This window comes from Gimesia maris (assembly GCF_008298035.1).
GTDB lineage: Bacteria > Planctomycetota > Planctomycetia > Planctomycetales > Planctomycetaceae > Gimesia > Gimesia maris.
In genome coordinates this window covers 5,449,386-5,466,987 of sequence record NZ_CP042910.1, presented here as the reverse complement: position 1 = coordinate 5,466,987, position 17,602 = coordinate 5,449,386, and the positions used below count along the sequence as shown (strand labels likewise).

The window sequence follows — 17,602 nt, the reverse complement described above, 5'->3', positions numbered from 1 at the left end:
TAGTGAGCCGAAAATAAATGCCAAATTGAAGTAATATCTGATTGTTTTTTGTATCTGAAAATGCTGGTAAAAGCTGTTCCAAAATGAAGATTAATTAGTTTGCCTTCTAAACCGAACCTGAAGTACCCCATGCTGGTTTATGGTTTTTCAGGTGGCTTCATCGGGGTGGTGGTGGGGTATGTTTTAGCATACACCGTCCCGGCGGTGACTAATGTGCTTACCTCTCTGTTGATCGCAGTGGGGGTGAATCCCCGTTGTGAAGCGCTGCTGGGACTGGCTGTTCTGGGCAGTCTCTTCTTTGCGATTGGTTTTATTTCCGGGACAGTGGTCTCTTGCTTCCAATCCGATAAACCGGTTTGAGAGAGACACTGTTGCGGCTGCCTTCGTCTCTAAGCCACGTTAATGGGAGACCAGGATGGGAATTGACTTACTTGATCTGGTATTTCGGGTTGAAAAACGGTTTGAGATTAAAATTCCCCGGGATAAGGTGCATCGGCTTCTGCATGAGGGGAATACTGCTGATCCGCCGGACAATCTCTGGACGGATATTTGCGTGGGTGATTTTGTCGGATTAATCGAAACTCTGGTCGCGGAACAGTACCCTGAGGCTGCGGTGGATGTCTTTGCCGGCGTCAGGTTGGATATTATGGACTGTCTGCAGGTTGAGGAGCAGGAAGTGACGCCGGACGCCTGGCTGGGACGTGATCTGGGGATGGAGTAGCATTCTGATTCGGTGATGTTATATAATCACGGCGATGGTCGGAGACGATCTGTATTTCAGGTACCATTATTCAGAGACCCTGCGATGAAAAAATTAACCGAGCGACAGAAGCATATTGTCAGTTTTATCCGTGTGTTTACCGCGAAGACGGGTTGTGCGCCGACGGTGCGGGAGATTGGTCAGTCGTTTGGGATTAAATCGACCAATGGGGTCTCGGATCATCTCAAGGCGATTGAAGCCAAAGGCCGACTGAAACGGAATCAGTTTATGCCCCGGGGGCTGGAAGTCGTGGAGAATCTGCGGATCCGGTTCTGCGGCGAAGTGCAATAGTCCTGATAGCGTTCAGGGAAAGATCTGCTGTAGCAGTTCAGCGGAGGTAATTCCGGGGGCTGTCTGCGGATTGATGAGATTCTGTTTGCGCTGACCCAGTTTGATATACAGGTCCATTGGTATGTGGAGTCGGTATTGCTGTTCGTCGATCAGCGTGCCGGGGGTGATTTCAGGAAAGCTCTGCAGCTCCTGTTTTGTGCCCCAGCGATTCCAGATCTCTTTTAATTCTGCACCAGTCACACTGCCTGTCATGGTCTCAAAGAGACGATGTCGGGTGAGGAAGTCTGCTTTGGTATAGAATTCGGGTTGATAGCGTTCGAGGTGATTGAAGTCGGTCCCCCACATGCCTCGATCGGCGGGCCCCCACCAGAGTGCAAAGTCAGCCTGGGATTTTTCCTGCATGAGCTGCAGACAGGTGGTCGCGAGGTTGGCCCGGTCGCTATAACGGGCCGGTATCGGCTGGTCTGCATCCGGGAAGCGGATCCAGTTCCAGTCTTTTCCGTATTGCAATTGTCGTGAAATGAGATGCTGTGGATTTTGCGTGAGCAGGTCTGCCTGACTGATGCGATCAAACCCATTGGAGCCAGCCAGGAATGACGCTGGACTCGCGATAACCTGAGTGAGCCCGGCTGCGTCAGTGAAGGGGGCGAGCAGGTAGACCAGACGCTGTGGATGCTCTGGGTGGGGGGCAAGCAGACTGAGTATCTGATTTTCCAGGGGCAATGGCGTACGTTCCCCGGCCAGCAGATAACCCTCTTGAATTTGAATGGGAAGTTTCGGCAGGATCGTCTGGCTGATACTATTTTCCGCGGGAGTACCGACCAGAATTAAATTAGCGTTCGTCTGCTGAGTTTGCGTCAGCTCTCTGTCAGCAATTACGGGAAACAGGTTGGGGATCCGCTCATTAGTGGGGCCACCATAGGATGCGAGCGTTTGTGCCAGGGTTTTCAACAGCTGCGTGCGATCACCGCGAGTGCCGTACACAATGAGTAACGGCTCGCCCTGATACAGGTTGGCAGCAGCACCCGCTTCGTAAGCTCGGGTTGCTGGTTTCGGCAGAGGGTTTCCCTTGATCCAATGGCCTGACTGAAACCTGTAATGCATGTCTGCTGGCAGCCGGGTCTGATCAATCTGGACTGTCTTTACATTGGGAAATGCAGCCAGGTCTAAGGAAAAAACAGCTATGTTATGAGGATGGACGACGACGGTCCGGTCATTGATGGTAGCTGCTACCGATGCCCGCTGGTGTGGATCGATGAACTCCTGAATGGTGAACCAGTAGGAACGCCCCAGTGATATGCTTTCGCATTCGTGGGTGAGAGACAGCGGGGTCGGATTGCGTTTTTGTTTGAAGAGCCAGTCCAGCAGAGGCGCACGTGGTCCTGGTATGGAATGGCCGGCGTCCGGGTATTCTTTGAGAAACATGGGACTGCCCAGGGCTTGCATTCTGTCTGCCTGCACCCGCGCGTTGCAGATGGAAGAGGTCCAGTCTTTGTCACCATGGTGAAAGGCGACCGGCAGATTTTTGAAATTGACAAGCGGGTAGTTGTTGCCGACGCCTCCTAAGGCCAGGACTGCCGCGAATTGATCGGGAAAGCAGGAGGCCAGATGCATGGCGCCACTTCCACCCGCGGAAAATCCAGTGAGATAAATTCGGTCCGGATCGATCGGGTATTTCTGTATCATACAGTCGATGACCTGCATGACGTCGTAAGTAGAAAGTGAACGGTAGCCCCAGAGGCGTCCGCGTGATGGTAATGTGTAAAAAAACGGATACTGGGTGCTCGGTACTGCGTTGAGGCCGACTTTGAGGTCAATCAGTAATGGGTAGCTCTTTCTGCCTGCGATCTGCGGAGGTGTGCGGACGGAGAACGAAACGAGAGCGCCTTCTGCCTGACTGTGACAGGTCTCTTTGAAGTTTGAGTTCCAGCGGACTTCAGTATCGGCAGCATGTACCAGGGTAACGGAAGAGAACAGAATGCACAGGAATATTTTCAAGGGGAGTTCTCCTGATAAATCAGAATGTGAACTACTGTCAGTGGTCGTTCACATTCTGTTGTGCCTTAATCCTGTATGAGAATATCACGCCGTTTCTTGAGCCTGCCATATTTGTTTTCACCGACCAGCCAGACCTGCATCTTGCCTGTGCTTTGAATTAAATTGGCGGGGATCACTACTGTTCCCTGCTGCCGATCTTCATCGGTAACGAATACGTGATGGTGGTCATAACTGTCTTTATCACTTACCAGAAGTGCCATGATGACTTTCATGTTTTCAGAGTTGAGCTTCAGTTCCCACGGTTCACTTATTGAGGCTGTTTTTGCGGAGATGCTGAAATCAAGGTCACAGACAGAGAATTCGCAGGCTTGACTCTGCGAACCGTCATTCATGATGCAGTGTGCCGTGTAATCGCCGCAGGTGGAAAATGAGAGTTCGATGACGCCTTTCCCAGGCTGATCGATTTCTTTGACGACTTTGTCCCCCCGTTTGACGACCAGGGATTTTACACCTTGGGCGTCTTTGTCCATGATGCTGATTTTTACTTTCTGGTCTTTGAAATAGGGGACCCAGTCACCACGATCGAGTAGTAATACCCGATTGATGATCGGGGTTTTGGCGTCTTCCTCATAGTTGGGGAACAGGAATGACTCTGCTTTGTTCGGGCCGCGCCAGGCGTCCAGATCGGTGATGCGAAACAGTTTTCTGCCTCGCGCTTTGAGATGACTGTTAAAGGTCGAGACGGAGCGGTTGCTGGATTTGGTGGTGAGGGGGCGGCTTTCTTCCACACGGACATGCGTTATTTTCCCCTCCGCGTTCCGGGTAATGCCCGTGACGATTTCCACATGGGAGCCGGGCTGAGGCGGTGTGTAAATGATATCTCCTACCTGTGCTGCCTGTGCTGTCTGGGGCTCGACCAGGCTGACGCCTTCGCGATAGGGTGGGTTGTGCAGGCGGCTGACATACCAGACGCCACACTGTAAGGCATAACTGGTGTAAGAAGAGCAGACTTTACCATAGTAGCACTCTGCATTGGCAACCTTACCATACAGGTTTTCTGTGTATAACACGCTGTGTGGATTTTCGACGGCTGCCAGAAAGGTCTTCAGATAAATATCAAATCCGATATAACGGCCGATATATTTTACACTCGAATAAGGGACGCCCGTGTACTCTTTACCGGGTTCGAAAGTTCCTTTCCTGCGGGGCATTCCCTCGGCAACCGGAGTCCATTTTACCTGTGACATAATCCGCGCATACTCCACTCCTTTTTTCTGCCAGTCTTCCAGTTGAGCTGGTTCTATCTTTTCATCTTTTGGTTCTGCAGCGGTGCAAGTGTTCTGCAGGCAGATCAGACTGACGAGTGAGAAGAGCAGATTCAGGGAGAATCGTGAAGGTAAGTTCATCGAATAAGCCTTTCCGGGTAATATCAATAGGTGATCTGGATTTCCACAGATAAGTAAACATAAACGTAAACGAATTCACATGTGAATTCAATGCGCAGTTTATTTTCTGGACTTCACTGCTGATCGGGTCGTATTGATTATGAGTGATTCGTACGTTCCTCTGATATGCTGACTTGATGAGTGTTCAAGAAATTTCAAATCAGCTCTGGACAGGGGGCGGGTGACTGTGGTTACAATCAAACTGTTCCGGACCGGGATTGGTTTCCGGTTTACTTCCTATCTTTAAATTTCGGAAATTGCTGTTTGATCTGGGCCAAAACAGCTTCCGCGCCAGGACATCCTGGGCGTGTGAGAGCCTGTGGTGGCCTGCCTGTGTTGCGGTCTCTTCTCGCGCCTTTCGATAAACAGTGTTACGGGGAGATCAACGCGTCTCAGCATTTCTACCTTCCGAGACTCGTATCTATTCCTTCATATTCAGGCTGATTCTCAGTTTGAAACGTCGCACTGTTCTGGCAGAGACTGAAAGGGCTCTGCGTTCGCAGAGTTGATGCGATGAAACGACTTTACGCAACACTTCTTGAATGGTTCATTCAACAGCACGGCACTCCCAGGCGATCACGTGCTCAGGCAGCAAGACAGATCGAGGCACTGGAGGTGCGGACGATGCTCGCCGCCCATCCACTGGCGGATGCACCCGATGTACAGTTTGAGGTGGATCAGGACTGGGGCTCCGGTCGGACAGCCAACCTGATTCTGAATAACGATGAAGCGACGGCGTTTACAGACTGGCAGCTGGAGTTTGACTTTAATGGCGAGATTCAGTCACTGTGGAACGCTGAAGTAGAGAACCTGGGGGGAGGCCGTTATCGCATTACGCCTCCCAGCTGGGATGCGACTTTGGATGCAGGTGAGTCGCTGGCGATTGGACTGGTGGCCGTCGGCGCTTACAGCGAGCCCAGCGGATTTTCATTTAACGGGAGTGGTAGTCCCGTTGACCCCGATCCCGATCCGGATCCAGACCCGGATCCCGATCCTGTGGTCAATGCGCCGAATCAGCCGAGCGTCAGTGTGCTGGCAGACCAGGCAGCGGGCGGTTTTCGTGTGACTCTTAATTTGTGGGCAGGGTCAGCAGCGAATCACTGGAAGTTATACGAGAACGGCACTGTCATCCATGAAGCAGATCTGACAGGGACCGCGACCCCGCAAACGGACAGCCTGTTGATTACGAACCGGGACTATGGTGTGCTGCGATACCAGGTTGAAGTCAGTAATGCGAGCGGGACGACCTTGAGCGACGAAGTTGTGTATGTGGCTGGCGGTGCCAGTCAGATCAGTATTGATGGAGTCGATAGTGCCAGTCAGGCATTGCAGGTCACCATTGATCAGGAAACGGTTTACGAATACACGCTGGCCTCCTCGAGTGAGTCGAGTCAGTTCAGCGTAGCAGTCAGTAATTCGCGGGCAGTCACCGCTGAGATTGTGAATGGGAATACATTACGCATTACCGGTCTCGAAGCAGGACGGTCGTCTGTACGGATCACCGATGCCGAGAGCGGCGAAGACCGTTTTATCGGGTTTCGTGTACGTACAGCAGAGGGCGCACTGCCGGGGCTTCCGGATTATCTGACCATCGGTTCGGTGAGTGAAGACACGACCGGTGATCTGGCATTCTGGCAGGATTTTGATGACAGCAATTCCTTGACCGGCAAATATGTTGACTCGCGGTATATCTATCTCAACGGAGGCCCCATTTCCGGCTGGCAGAGCTGGGACCCGGACCGCGTGAGCAGCTATGTGCGCGAAAGTATGAAACTGGGAATGATCCCGCAGTTCGTGTACTACAATATTCCTGATGGTGGCGAAAGCTATACGACCAACCTGGAGCACATCCAGAGTCAGTCGTACATGGAAAGCTATTTTCAAGACCTGAAATTCGCGCTGGATACCATTCGCACCGAAGCAGGGGATGAGCTGGTGCAGATGATTCTGGAACCGGACTTCATCGGTTACCTGATGCAGAATGCCGGCACATCGGCGAACGCAATCTCGGCTGTGACGAGTGCCGCTTACAGCAGCGGTGTTTTGCAGGAAGGCGTTGATCCCCAGTTTGACAATACGGTGACGGGACTGATTGAAGCGATCAATTATACCATCAGTCATTTTGCACCGAATGTGGAGTTTGGCTGGCAGTTTAATCTGTGGGCTTCGCCGGGCATCGAAACTCCGATTCCGGGCACGGGAATTGTGCATTTGACGGATACAATGGGAGTCGCAGCCGGTCAGGCGGCGATTGCACGCGAAGCAGAACTGATTGCCGAGTATTACATGGACGCCGGCATTCTCAGTTATGGGGCGGGGTTCATCTCCCTCGATAAGTATGGACTGGATGCAGGGGCGCAAAACGGGGCAGCCAGTAATCCGGAAGCGAGTACCTGGTTCTGGAACAGCGATCACTGGCAGAATTATCTGTTGATCGTCCAGACCCTCACGGAAACGACCGAGCGAGAAATGGTGCTCTGGCAGTTGCCCGTTGGTCACATCAATGACAGTCAGGCGGTGAATCCGTATGACGAGAATGGTGAGTTTGATCCCCTGACGAATACGACGCGGCAGTATGAAGATTCCGCAGCCTCTTTCTTTCTGGGAGATACGTTTACCGCCAGTGGAAATCGACTGGAGTATTTCTCGACCAATGATCTGGGGGATGCGAAGCTGACCGTTTCCGGCAACACGATCACCTGGGGTTCCCATATGGAAGAAGCACGTGCCGCCGGTATCAGGCAGATTCTGTTTGGCGCCGGTGTTGGCATCAGCACCGATGCAATTGGCAGTGAGCCGACGGACGATTACTGGTGGATTACCAAGGTGCAGGAGTATTATCAGAACCCGGTTCCTCTGGAAGGGAGTATTGTGGACCCGCCCGTGGAAGTGATTCCTGAAGTTCGCATCAGCGGTGCAACTGTCGCGGAAGGTGTCAGCGGTACCGTATCGGCTACCTTGACGATTACCCTGTCTGAGGCTGCGACGCAAACGGTTGTCGTTAACTATCAGACGTCCAATGGGACGGCGACAGCGGGTGAGGATTATGAAGCTTCCAGCGGTCAGGTGACCTTTGCAGTGGGAGAAACCTCAAAGACGATTTCAGTACGCGTCTTTGGCGACAGCCAGGTGGAACCGGACGAGCAGTTTTATGTCACGCTCAGCAGCCCGGTTGGCGCGACGCTGGATGCGAGTTTGTCTTCTGCGACCACAGTTATTGCCAATGACGATGAAGAAGTGGTTTCTGAAAATGAATTGAATGTGACGACGCCTTATGAGACGGCGGTAACAATTTCCGCGGGAAGCTCGGGAGGCGATCCAGATTATGGCAGCCATGCGCAATCGTATGAAGAGGGGACGTTATTCCCCAGCCAGTACGGTCAGACGCAGTTGGATCAGATAGTGAGCAACTACTATGACAGCTGGAAGGCGGACTGGTTGCGTGCAGATCCGGGAGGAAATGGTTACCGGGTGATCATGGATGCGTCAGGGCGAACCACATCAGAAGCCCAGGGATACGGCATGCTGGTCCTGGCGCATATGGATGGATACGATCCTCAAGCCCGGGCGATCTTCGATGGTCTGTTCCAGTATTCGCGGGCCAATCCCAGTGAAGGGAATCCTGATCTGATGGACTGGGCGCAACCGGATGCGTACGGAAACAGTAGCGCCTTCGATGGGGACGCCGATATTGCCTATGCGCTGCTCGTTGCAGATGCTCAATGGGGAAGTGACGGTGCAGTCAACTATCTGCAGGAAGCGATTACGATTATTGATGCGATGTACGCTTCGACCATTGGACCAGACAGTCATCTGCCGATGCTGGGAGACTGGGTGAATCCTTATGGTGGTGGGCGGAATCAGTGGTCTGTACGTACCAGCGATTTCATGTATGGTCACTTCCGCGCCTTTGAAGCCGCAACCGGTACAGGGGCCTGGGATGAAGTGATCGCCGCAACGCAGGCTGTGATGACCAAACTGCAACAGCAGTCGGGGACGGGACTGGTGCCGGACTTTGTGATTGTTGATCCTGTGACCGGGAATGTGTCACCTGCGCCTTCAGGCTTTCTGGAAGTCAACGACCAGCATTACTGGTATAACGCGGGGCGTGTGCCCTGGAGGATTGGTGCCGACGCGGTTTTGAGTGGAGACACGGTCTCGCTGGCGCAGGCGCAGATGCTGTCGGAATTCTTTCAGCAATCGTCAGGCGGAGATCCGGCATTGATTCGAGGTGGCTATGCTTTGGATGGAACTCCGCTCAACAGCTGGAGCGATCCATTTTTCCGAGCGGCGGTCGGAGTGTCGGCAATGACCGGTTCCGATGCGGCTGACCAGGCATGGATGAATTCGGTCTTCGACAGTGTGGCGACGACGCACTCGAATTACTATGCAGACTCGGTTTCGATGTTGAGTATGCTGGTGATGTCGGGCAACTATATCAGTCCTGCATCTGCTCTCGGAGAAGGGGGGACGCTGCAGTCGGTTTCGCAACCCGTGCATGGGGTGGTGGTCAACAATCAGGATGGAACGCTGACTTACACACCAGACGCCGGTTTCTCGGGGACGGACAGCTTCGTGTTCACGACAGTATCTGATACGGGGAGTGTGACCAGTACCACGGTGCATGTCGACGTGGAAGCATTCGTGGTGATTGTCCCGGAAATATCCATCAATGATGTGAATGTGACGGAAGGTGACAGTGGGAGTCAACAGGCAGTGTTTACTGTTTCACTGGATCAACCGACGACTGAACCGGTGACAGTTCAGTTTCATACAGTTGATGGAACGGCGGTCGCTGGTGCGGATTATCAGTCGGTGAATGGCCAGCTGATCTTTCAGCCAGGAGAGCTGACGAAAACGATCATGGTGCCGATCCTGGGTGATGTCGAGACGGAAACGAACGAAGGCTTCCAGATCGTATTAACTCAACCCGTGGGTGGTACGCTGGCGACCGCGGTTGGCACGGGAAGTATTCAGGATAACGATGCCCCGCCTGCCTCAGGTGCTGTGAACTTTGATGTAGTGAATGCCTGGAACAGTGGATTTCAGGGAGCGGTGGAAATCCGGAATGAGAGTGATCAACCCATGGAAGGCTGGCTGCTGCAGTTCACCTTTGATGGCGAGATTACGGATATCTGGAACGCCGAGATCGTTTCGCACGTCGGGAACACCTACGTGATTCGTGGTGCCTCCTGGAACGACGACATTTCCGCTGGTGGCACGGTCTCGTTTGGTTTTATCGGGACGTCAACGGGGCTGACAGAGCCGCTGTCTGACTTCCTGCTGAATGGGAGTCCGGTCTGAACCTGAGCGAACGTAGATAGTCTGAATTTGAGAATGGGGCACTGTTAAGCAGTGCCCTGTTTTCATATCTCGGGTTGGGTGACTTTTCAGTAGGATGGACTTCTACTTTTGGTGGTGTGAATGAGTGCAATATGCACTGTTGGGCAAGCCAACATTGCCGCCCGAGGTGGTCTTTTTCTTAACTGTATGAGGAGTATTCCGCGTACTGTCGGGCGAGCCGACAGTGGCACCCGACAAACTTAATGTGGCATTCGAGTTTGCTACAGAAGCACTCGGCAAGTATTTAGACCGGACACATAGGTAACACACATTCGGACACAGGGGTAACACTGTCGGATTTGGATTATCGATAAAGGCATGCAGGGAGCAAGAGGAGATGAAAAAATTATTGTGGCGATACAGGTTGATACCGGGGCGATCGATTGCGAAGCCGAGACGGTGCCGGGCTGAAGCTCGTCGATGGTGTGGCGACCCGCAGGGTTACATCATGAACGGGTGTGGTTTCAGGCAGTGCAAATCTGGAAAAAACAGGCTCAATTGCAGTGAAGAGGATGAACAACTGGCGTGTGTTTCGGTGCACTGTAAACTGACCACGCGCGCGACTCACTTAGACGCTTATTCTGGCTCAGGTATTGAGCGAATCAAGGGGAATTTATTCAGTGAGAGTATCTCCTGACTGATAGCGATGAGAAGTGGAAATTCAGACAGGAATCACTGGCGTTTGTGTGAACTATTAAAACGGTTACTGACATACAACCATAAAATGTAGCTGATGTGTGAGAAATGGCTTTGATGAATCTACTGGCAGCAGGATTGGGAAGCGAATACTTTCAGGATCACCAGCGATTTTGACTCAATTAACCTTTGAGAACAGCAAGCTGCGGGATAATGTTACCTGTCACAGAGAATCTGAACATATCAACGAGAAACAGGGACCCTATGAATCAATCAAAGCACAAAAAACAGCGGCACAGTGACTCGCACGGGAACGATCATTCTCAAGGCCATCCCTCCTACATAAAACGTGCGCACCGTGACTGGCGTACTTATGTTGCCGTGATTCTGATGCTGTCAGGTATGGTGGTGTATGTGATGACCATGGATTTGTCAGAGCAGCCCGCGGATACACCCTCACTGCCGGCACCAGTTGAAGCTGGAGAATAGCGGAAAGTCTACAGACTTTCAAAAACTCTCGGGAGACCTGTTTGCGAACCTGTTTGATTGAGTCGCAGTCAGAACAGACGACGGCACAGTCGAATTCAAATGGTTTGTCCTGCTGAACTCAGATTGATTATAGAAGTGAAGGGGACGGTGATCCGATTATGAGCGACGAAATTCAACCGCTGCCTCTGATTTACCTTGCTCGACATGGTGAAACAGACTGGAGTATATCACGCCAGCATACCGGCTTGACAGATCTGCCGTTGACCGAACGCGGCGCGCGTAACGCCCGCCGACTTGGAGCACGACTTAAATCTGAGACCTTTGCCCGTGTCATTACCAGTCCGTTACAACGCGCTTCCTCTACTTGTGAATTAGCGGGCTTTGGAAAGGAGGCAGGCGTAGATGATGATCTCGTGGAATGGAACTACGGAGATTACGAAGGAATGACCACGAAAGAAATTGATCTGCAACGGCCCGACTGGGAGCTATTTCGCGACGGTTGCCCGGGTGGCGAGTCGGTTGCAGAAGTGTCTGCCAGGGCTGATCGAGTCATTGATCGAATTCGTGCCTTTGATAGTAATGTCGTGCTTTTTTCCCACGGTCATTTTCTGCTCATGTTCGCTGCCCGCTGGTTGGGCCAGGATGCAGCACTGGGGCGCCATTTTTTTCTGAACACATCCGCGTTAAGTATCCTGGGATATCACCATGGCCGGCACGACCCTGTGATTCGGCTCTGGAACGATTGTCGTCACGTAGATATTTGAGGACGCATTCAGCGATGAGAATACTTCCTTTGGCCGTTCATCAAAAAACTTTTACCAACGTTTCCTGAGTCTGACACGAATTCCGGACACGAGATAAGGAAAAACATGAGCGAACATAGTTTCCAGACGAAATTACCGCCGTTTCCGCCAGGGTACCGGGCTTCCGGCGTGCTGCTGCATGTCACGTCGTTGCCTTCGCCTTACGGTATTGGTGATCTGGGACCGCAGGCGCGAAACTGGATTGACTGTCTTCAGGAAGCAGGCCAGACCTGGTGGCAGATTTTGCCTCTGGGACCAACAGGCTACGGAAGTTCGCCTTATCAACCACTGTCATCGTTCGCCGGCAACTGGCTCCTGGTCAGTCCGGACGATTTAATCGCAGACGGACTGCTGGAGAAAAGTGATACTGCCGGATACACCTTTTCAGAAACGGTCGTTGATTACGACACCATCAACGCGTTCAAACATACGTTACTCGAAACTGCCTGGATTCGCTTTAACAAGGGAGACGGCCATGTTCTGAAGGCCGACTTTGAACAGTTTTGTCTGGCAGAGCAGCATTGGCTGGATGACTATGCTTTATTTCAGGCGCTGCAGGAAATGCACCTGGGCGCGAGTTACCTCAAATGGCCAGCCGAACTGGTTCGACGCGACCCGGCTGCCCTGGAACAGGCGCGGCGTGGACTGTCAAAAGAAATCGATCAGATTCGGCTGGCACAGTTTCTGTTTTTTCGGCAGGCAAGTAATCTGAAGAATTATGCTCACAGCAGGGGTGTGCGTCTGATCGGGGATCTGCCGTTTTTTGTTTCACCTGATTCAAGCGACGTCTGGGCTCATCCGGAACTGTTTCTGCTCGACGAACATTTACGGCCGCGATTTGTTGCCGGTGTCCCTCCCGATTATTTCAGTGAGCAGGGCCAACTCTGGGGCAATCCCGTCTATGACTGGGATGTGTTGCGTCAGTCGGGTTACAGATGGTGCATCGATCGTGTGCGTGCAATACGGACTCATGTCGACCTGATTCGACTGGATCATTTTCGGGGCTTCGCTGCAGCCTGGCATGTAGAGGCTGGGGCTGCCACAGCCTTGTCAGGTGAATGGATACCCGGTCCTGGTCGTGAGTTTTTCAGCTCGGTTCAACAGGATCTGGGCGACCTGCCATTCATTGCAGAGGATCTGGGAATCATTACGCCGGATGTGAGTACACTTCGCGATCAGTTTCAATTGCCGGGAACGCGTGTCCTGCAGTTCGCGTTCGACGGCGCAGCTGATAGCCCCTATCTTCCGCACAACTATGATTCAAACACCGTCGTTTATACCGGCACACATGACAATAACACCACGCTCGGCTGGTACGACACATTGACCGACGATCAACGGCAGATTGTATGTCATTATTTGCAGCGCCCCGAGCTTAATAGCAGCGAAGCCACAGCGGCATTGTTGGAGCTGGCATGGTCTTCCCAAGCGGCGCTGGCAATGGCGCCTCTGCAGGATTTGCTCAATCTGGGAGAGGATGCCCGAATGAACGTCCCTGGCAGCTCCGAAGGAAATTGGCGCTGGCGCTGCACAAACGAGATGCTGTCTCCAGCCTTATTTCAATCGTTGCGGGAATTGACGGCAAACTCCCAGCGATTACCTGCTTTTCATCCAACGCTTGATTCCCTGCCGGATTCTGAGGTAATATCTTGAGAACACTTCTGGAACTCCATGATCTGGAACATATTCTCTGTCTTGGCTATGATTACGCGCGATCTGTGTATCAGTGGCAGATTTCAACGCGAGATTAACGAAATCCAGGTAACAGAGCAGACCTTGAACCCGAAAAATAAGATCTGGCAGCTTGAGCAGAACACTCTTGCGAATGCCGATTTATAAACAAGATAACATAAAAACGAGAAATAAAGGGAATGTCATTATGACGACCGAAGGCCAGCTAATCTCAGAGAGCGCAGCCTGGAAAAGCCTTGAAGCTCATTATGAGAAGGTCAAAGGCCTGCATCTCAAGACACTGTTTGCCGACGATCCGACTCGCGGTGAGCGTTTAACGCTCGATACATTGGGGCTTTATCTCGATTACTCGAAAAATCGAATCACAGATGAGACTATCAAACTCCTCCTGGATCTGGCAGAGGAAACGGGGTTGCGCGAACGGATTGACGCCATGTTTCGGGGAGACAAAATCAATCTCACTGAAAACCGGTCGGTTCTGCATGTGGCTTTGCGGGCGCCGAAAGGGGCAAGTATCCTCGTTGATGGTGAAAACGTGGTTCCCCAGGTTCACGCCGTACTGGACAAGCTGGTTGATTTCTCAAATCGGGTTCGGAGCGGTGCATGGCTGGGGCACACCGGTCAGCGGATCCGTAATATCGTCAATATCGGCATCGGCGGCTCTGATCTCGGGCCGGTGATGGCGTACGAAGCACTTCGCTTCTACAGCGAACGCGATCTCACGTTCCGCTTTGTTTCGAATGTCGATGGTACCGATCTGGCGGAAGCAACTCACGAGCTTGATCCCGCGGAAACACTATTCATCATTTCTTCAAAAACTTTTACCACAGCGGAGACGATGACCAACGCTCACAGCGCGCGAGACTGGTTGCTCGCAGGGCTTGGCGGTGATGCTAAAGCTGTGGCTAAACATTTTGTTGCCGTTTCCACAAATGCTGAGAAAGTGTCTGAGTTCGGTATCGACACCGGAAACATGTTCGAGTTCTGGGACTGGGTCGGCGGACGCTATTCCATGGACTCGGCAATTGGCCTGTCGACGATGCTGGCGATTGGCTCCGAGAATTTCCTGGCGATGCTGGACGGCTTCCATCAGATGGACGAGCACTTCCGCACGGCACCGTTCGTGGAAAACCTGCCGGCGATCTTAGGACTGCTGACCATCTGGAATACCAACTTTTTGAAAACACAGACCGTTGCCATTCTACCCTACGAACAGTATCTGAAACGATTCCCGGCCTATCTGCAGCAATTGACGATGGAGAGCAGCGGCAAACATGTCACACTCAACGGGGCTCACGTGGATTATGATACCGGGCCGATTTACTGGGGTGAACCGGGTACCAACGGCCAGCATTCATTCTACCAGTTGATTCATCAGGGGACCCGCCTCATTCCCTGCGATTTCATCGCGTTCGGCCAGCCACTGAACCCACTCGGGCGACATCACGATATGCTGCTGGCGAATGTCTTCGCTCAAGCTGAGGCGCTGGCCTTTGGTAAGACAGCTGAAGAGGTCAAAGCAGAAGGTACGCCGGACTGGCTTGTGCCTCATCGGGTATTTGAAGGCAATCGCCCGTCAAACACGCTCCTCATTAAACAACTCACGCCGGAAACACTCGGCAAGCTGATCGCACTCTATGAACATTCGGTATTCACCCAGGGCGCTCTCTGGAATATCGACTCGTTCGACCAATGGGGTGTTGAACTCGGAAAAGCGCTGGCTCAGCGTATCACACCAGAACTTGAAAGTCAGACAGAACCAGAACTCACTCATGATTCCTCTACGAATTGCCTCATTCGTCGTTACAGGAAGCTTAAGAAGAACTGAGAGCTTTCTGAATTTGATCAGTCACTGCGCCTGCAATGATTGTGAGAACTGAATATAATTAACCGAAAAACGAACTTTTTAAAGGCAATTACATATGACCCCTTCCGTTACTTCTTCAGTGTCTCTGGACGAGCTTTGTGTTAATACGTTACGTCTGCTGTCAGTCGATATGGTACAGAAAGCAGGATCCGGGCATCCAGGTCTTCCGCTGGGATCTGCCGCCATGGCTTATGCTTTGTGGGACCGTTTTCTCCGTGTCAACCCGGCCGATCCGAACTGGCCCGACCGCGACCGTTTCGTCCTTTCAGCCGGCCACGGTTGTGCTCTGCTCTACTCGCTGCTGCATGTCACGGGATACGACCTGTCTTTGGATGAACTGAAACAGTTTCGACAGTGGGAGAGCAAAACTCCGGGGCATCCAGAGTTTGGTATGACACCCGGCGTGGAGGCGACGACCGGTCCACTGGGGCAGGGATTTGCCAGTGCGGTCGGGATGGCGATTGCAGAGACTCATCTGGCGGCGCGGTTCAACCAGCCCGATCACACCGTTGTAGATCATTTCACATATGTGCTTGCCAGTGACGGCGATTTGATGGAAGGCATTGCTTCCGAGGCAGGTTCCCTGGCAGGGCACCTCGGGCTGGGCAAACTGGTTGTCCTGTATGCCGACAATCATATTACGATTGAAGGAAATACGGATATTGCCTTCACAGAAGATCGCTGTGGCCGCTTCGCTTCCTTCGGCTGGCACGTCCAGCATGTGGCAGACGGAAATGATCTTGAAGCTGTGACAGCAGCGATACAGGCAGCTCGGGAACAGACAGACCAGCCTTCGCTGATTGCCGTCAGAACACACATCGGCTATGGCAGCCCACACAAGCAGGACAGCGCGTCGGCTCACGGTGAACCACTGGGAGTGGATGAAGTTTTATTGACCAAGGAACGCCTCGGCTGGCCCGCGGAACCCGCTTTTCATATTCCCCCGGAAGCCCTGGATCATTTCCGACAGACAGTCACCCGGGGAAAAGAGTGGCAGAACGCATGGGAAGAAAAACTTGAGGCGTATGGAAAAGCGCATCCCGATCTGGCTGCAGAGTTCAAACGGATCATGAGTGGAACACTGCCAGCAGACTGGGACGCGTCTCTGCCGACTTTTACCGCGGAGAGCGGCGCGCTGGCGACCCGTGCCGCGTCGGGAAAATGTATTAACGCAATTGCACCGCGTTTGCCTGAGTTAATGGGTGGCTCTGCAGACCTCGCCCCCAGCACGCAGACGTTTATGGAAGGTGCTGGTACCTTTCAATCGCATGAGCGGGCCGGACGCAACATGCATTTCGGTATCCGCGAGCATTCCATGGGTGCCATTCTTAACGGCATGGCATATCACCAGGGACTGATTCCCTACGGGGCCACTTTTCTGGTTTTCAGTGATTATATGCGTCCGCCAATGCGCCTGGCGGCGATTAACGACCTGCCGGTCGTTTACGTTTTCACTCACGACAGTATCGGCATGGGTGAGGATGGCCCAACGCATCAGCCGATCGAACAACTTCTCTGTCTGCGTTCCGTTCCTAATCTGTTTGTCGTCCGGCCTGCTGACGCGAATGAAACTGTTGCCGCCTGGCGCGTCGCGGTGGAACGTCAGAATGGACCAGTGGCGTTGATCTTGACCAGACAGAAACTTCCGATCCTCGACCTGGAACACTATCCAGGTCTCATGTCCGGGGTCTCGCAGGGGGGGTATGTGTTGTCGGAAGCAGACGGAGACGGCGTACCCGATCTGATTCTTGTGGGAACCGGGTCTGAAGTCCATCTGGCACTGGAATCGCAGAAGCAACTGGCGGCTGAAGGAGTGCGGGCGCGGGTTGTCAGTCTGCCTTGCTGGGAACTGTTTGCGACTCAGTCAAAAGAGTATCGGGAACAGGTTGTCATGCCGGGTGTGCCTCTGCTTGCCATTGAAGCGGGTTCCACATTGGGCTGGGAGACTTATTTCGGTTCGCAGACCGCTACGGTTGGCATCACCGGCTTCGGGGCATCCGCACCGGGAGAGACCGTGATGCGGGAATACGGCTTCACTGTAGAAAACGTCTGTAAGCGGGCTCAGGCCCTGCTACAGTAATCGTAGGAAGAGTGATTAAAATCATTCACATCTGGAAAATATATCTTCTGAGCGGTAACAGAACCTGGATACGGGCTCTGTTACCGCTGACCGCTGTGAATGAAGGGACTCTCCACAGCAAGAAAGCAGAACGATTGGGAGCATAGAAAAGGATCGAAAGCAGTTATTTTCAAAGAACCTGCAGGCTTTTCAAATGTG

Annotated in this window: 11 protein-coding genes; 9 read left to right on the top strand and 2 right to left on the bottom strand. The window is 52.7% G+C overall.

All coding sequences use genetic code 11. From position 1 onward, the window contains the following. Nucleotides 1–99 precede the first annotated feature (99 nt). From GmarT_RS20130 to GmarT_RS20120, 3 genes are all read left to right on the top strand, one after another. A complete protein-coding gene (locus GmarT_RS20130; protein WP_149303164.1) occupies nucleotides 100–360 on the top strand; it encodes a hypothetical protein in 261 nt (86 codons plus the stop codon). Nucleotides 361–415: 55 nt separating this feature from the next. Beyond that, nucleotides 416–721, top strand: coding sequence for a hypothetical protein (locus GmarT_RS20125; protein WP_002644122.1), 306 nt, complete (start codon nucleotides 416–418; stop codon nucleotides 719–721). A gap of 84 nt (nucleotides 722–805) precedes the next feature. Continuing rightward, nucleotides 806–1,051: a LexA family protein gene (locus tag GmarT_RS20120; protein WP_002644123.1), complete on the top strand. Its 246-nt coding sequence runs from the start codon at nucleotides 806–808 to the stop codon at nucleotides 1,049–1,051. A gap of 12 nt (nucleotides 1,052–1,063) precedes the next feature. Here GmarT_RS20120 and GmarT_RS20115 read toward each other — a convergent pair whose 3' ends face one another. Both GmarT_RS20115 and GmarT_RS20110 read right to left on the bottom strand, forming a co-directional pair. Next, entirely contained in the window at nucleotides 1,064–3,049 is a 1,986-nt protein-coding gene (locus GmarT_RS20115; protein WP_149303162.1) for a carboxylesterase family protein, read from the bottom strand. 65 nt (nucleotides 3,050–3,114) lie between these two features. Then, a complete protein-coding gene (locus tag GmarT_RS20110) occupies nucleotides 3,115–4,455 on the bottom strand; it encodes a hypothetical protein (RefSeq protein ID WP_002646675.1) in 1,341 nt (446 codons plus the stop codon). 552 nt (nucleotides 4,456–5,007) lie between these two features. On the opposite strand from GmarT_RS20110, the gene GmarT_RS20105 reads away from it, so the two are divergent. From GmarT_RS20105 to tkt, 6 genes are all read left to right on the top strand, one after another. Continuing rightward, nucleotides 5,008–9,798, top strand: a complete 4,791-nt coding sequence (locus GmarT_RS20105; RefSeq protein WP_002646676.1) for a glycosyl hydrolase family 8 — start codon at nucleotides 5,008–5,010, stop codon at nucleotides 9,796–9,798. Between the two features lie 939 nt (nucleotides 9,799–10,737). Further along, nucleotides 10,738–10,962, top strand: a complete 225-nt coding sequence (locus GmarT_RS20100; RefSeq protein ID WP_002646678.1) for a hypothetical protein — start codon at nucleotides 10,738–10,740, stop codon at nucleotides 10,960–10,962. Between the two features lie 158 nt (nucleotides 10,963–11,120). Further along, entirely contained in the window at nucleotides 11,121–11,726 is a 606-nt protein-coding gene (locus GmarT_RS20095) for a histidine phosphatase family protein (protein ID WP_002646679.1), read from the top strand. Between the two features lie 105 nt (nucleotides 11,727–11,831). Next, on the top strand, nucleotides 11,832–13,418 hold the full coding sequence (gene malQ, locus GmarT_RS20090) for a 4-alpha-glucanotransferase (protein ID WP_002646680.1): 1,587 nt from the start codon (nucleotides 11,832–11,834) through the stop codon (nucleotides 13,416–13,418). Nucleotides 13,419–13,644: 226 nt separating this feature from the next. After that, nucleotides 13,645–15,285 (top strand): glucose-6-phosphate isomerase, encoded by a 1,641-nt coding sequence (gene pgi, locus GmarT_RS20085; protein WP_044238058.1) that lies wholly within the window; start codon nucleotides 13,645–13,647, stop codon nucleotides 15,283–15,285. 94 nt (nucleotides 15,286–15,379) lie between these two features. Continuing rightward, nucleotides 15,380–17,404 carry a transketolase gene (gene tkt / locus GmarT_RS20080; protein ID WP_002646683.1) on the top strand — a complete coding sequence of 675 codons (2,025 nt, stop codon included), beginning with the start codon at nucleotides 15,380–15,382 and terminating at the stop codon, nucleotides 17,402–17,404. Nucleotides 17,405–17,602: the final 198 nt, after the last annotated feature.

What these genes read in the sequence shown, in the direction of transcription:
- GmarT_RS20120 (WP_002644123.1), top strand. Translation starts at nt 806, where the DNA reads ATGAAAAAATTAACCGAGCGACAGAAGCATATTGTCAGTTTTATCCGT.
- pgi (WP_044238058.1), top strand. Translation starts at nt 13,645, where the DNA reads ATGACGACCGAAGGCCAGCTAATCTCAGAGAGCGCAGCCTGGAAAAGC.
- GmarT_RS20095 (WP_002646679.1), top strand. Translation starts at nt 11,121, where the DNA reads ATGAGCGACGAAATTCAACCGCTGCCTCTGATTTACCTTGCTCGACAT.
- GmarT_RS20110 (WP_002646675.1), bottom strand. Translation starts at nt 4,455, where the DNA reads ATGAACTTACCTTCACGATTCTCCCTGAATCTGCTCTTCTCACTCGTC.
- tkt (WP_002646683.1), top strand. Translation starts at nt 15,380, where the DNA reads ATGACCCCTTCCGTTACTTCTTCAGTGTCTCTGGACGAGCTTTGTGTT.
- GmarT_RS20105 (WP_002646676.1), top strand. Translation starts at nt 5,008, where the DNA reads ATGAAACGACTTTACGCAACACTTCTTGAATGGTTCATTCAACAGCAC.
- malQ (WP_002646680.1), top strand. Translation starts at nt 11,832, where the DNA reads ATGAGCGAACATAGTTTCCAGACGAAATTACCGCCGTTTCCGCCAGGG.
- GmarT_RS20125 (WP_002644122.1), top strand. Translation starts at nt 416, where the DNA reads ATGGGAATTGACTTACTTGATCTGGTATTTCGGGTTGAAAAACGGTTT.
- GmarT_RS20100 (WP_002646678.1), top strand. Translation starts at nt 10,738, where the DNA reads ATGAATCAATCAAAGCACAAAAAACAGCGGCACAGTGACTCGCACGGG.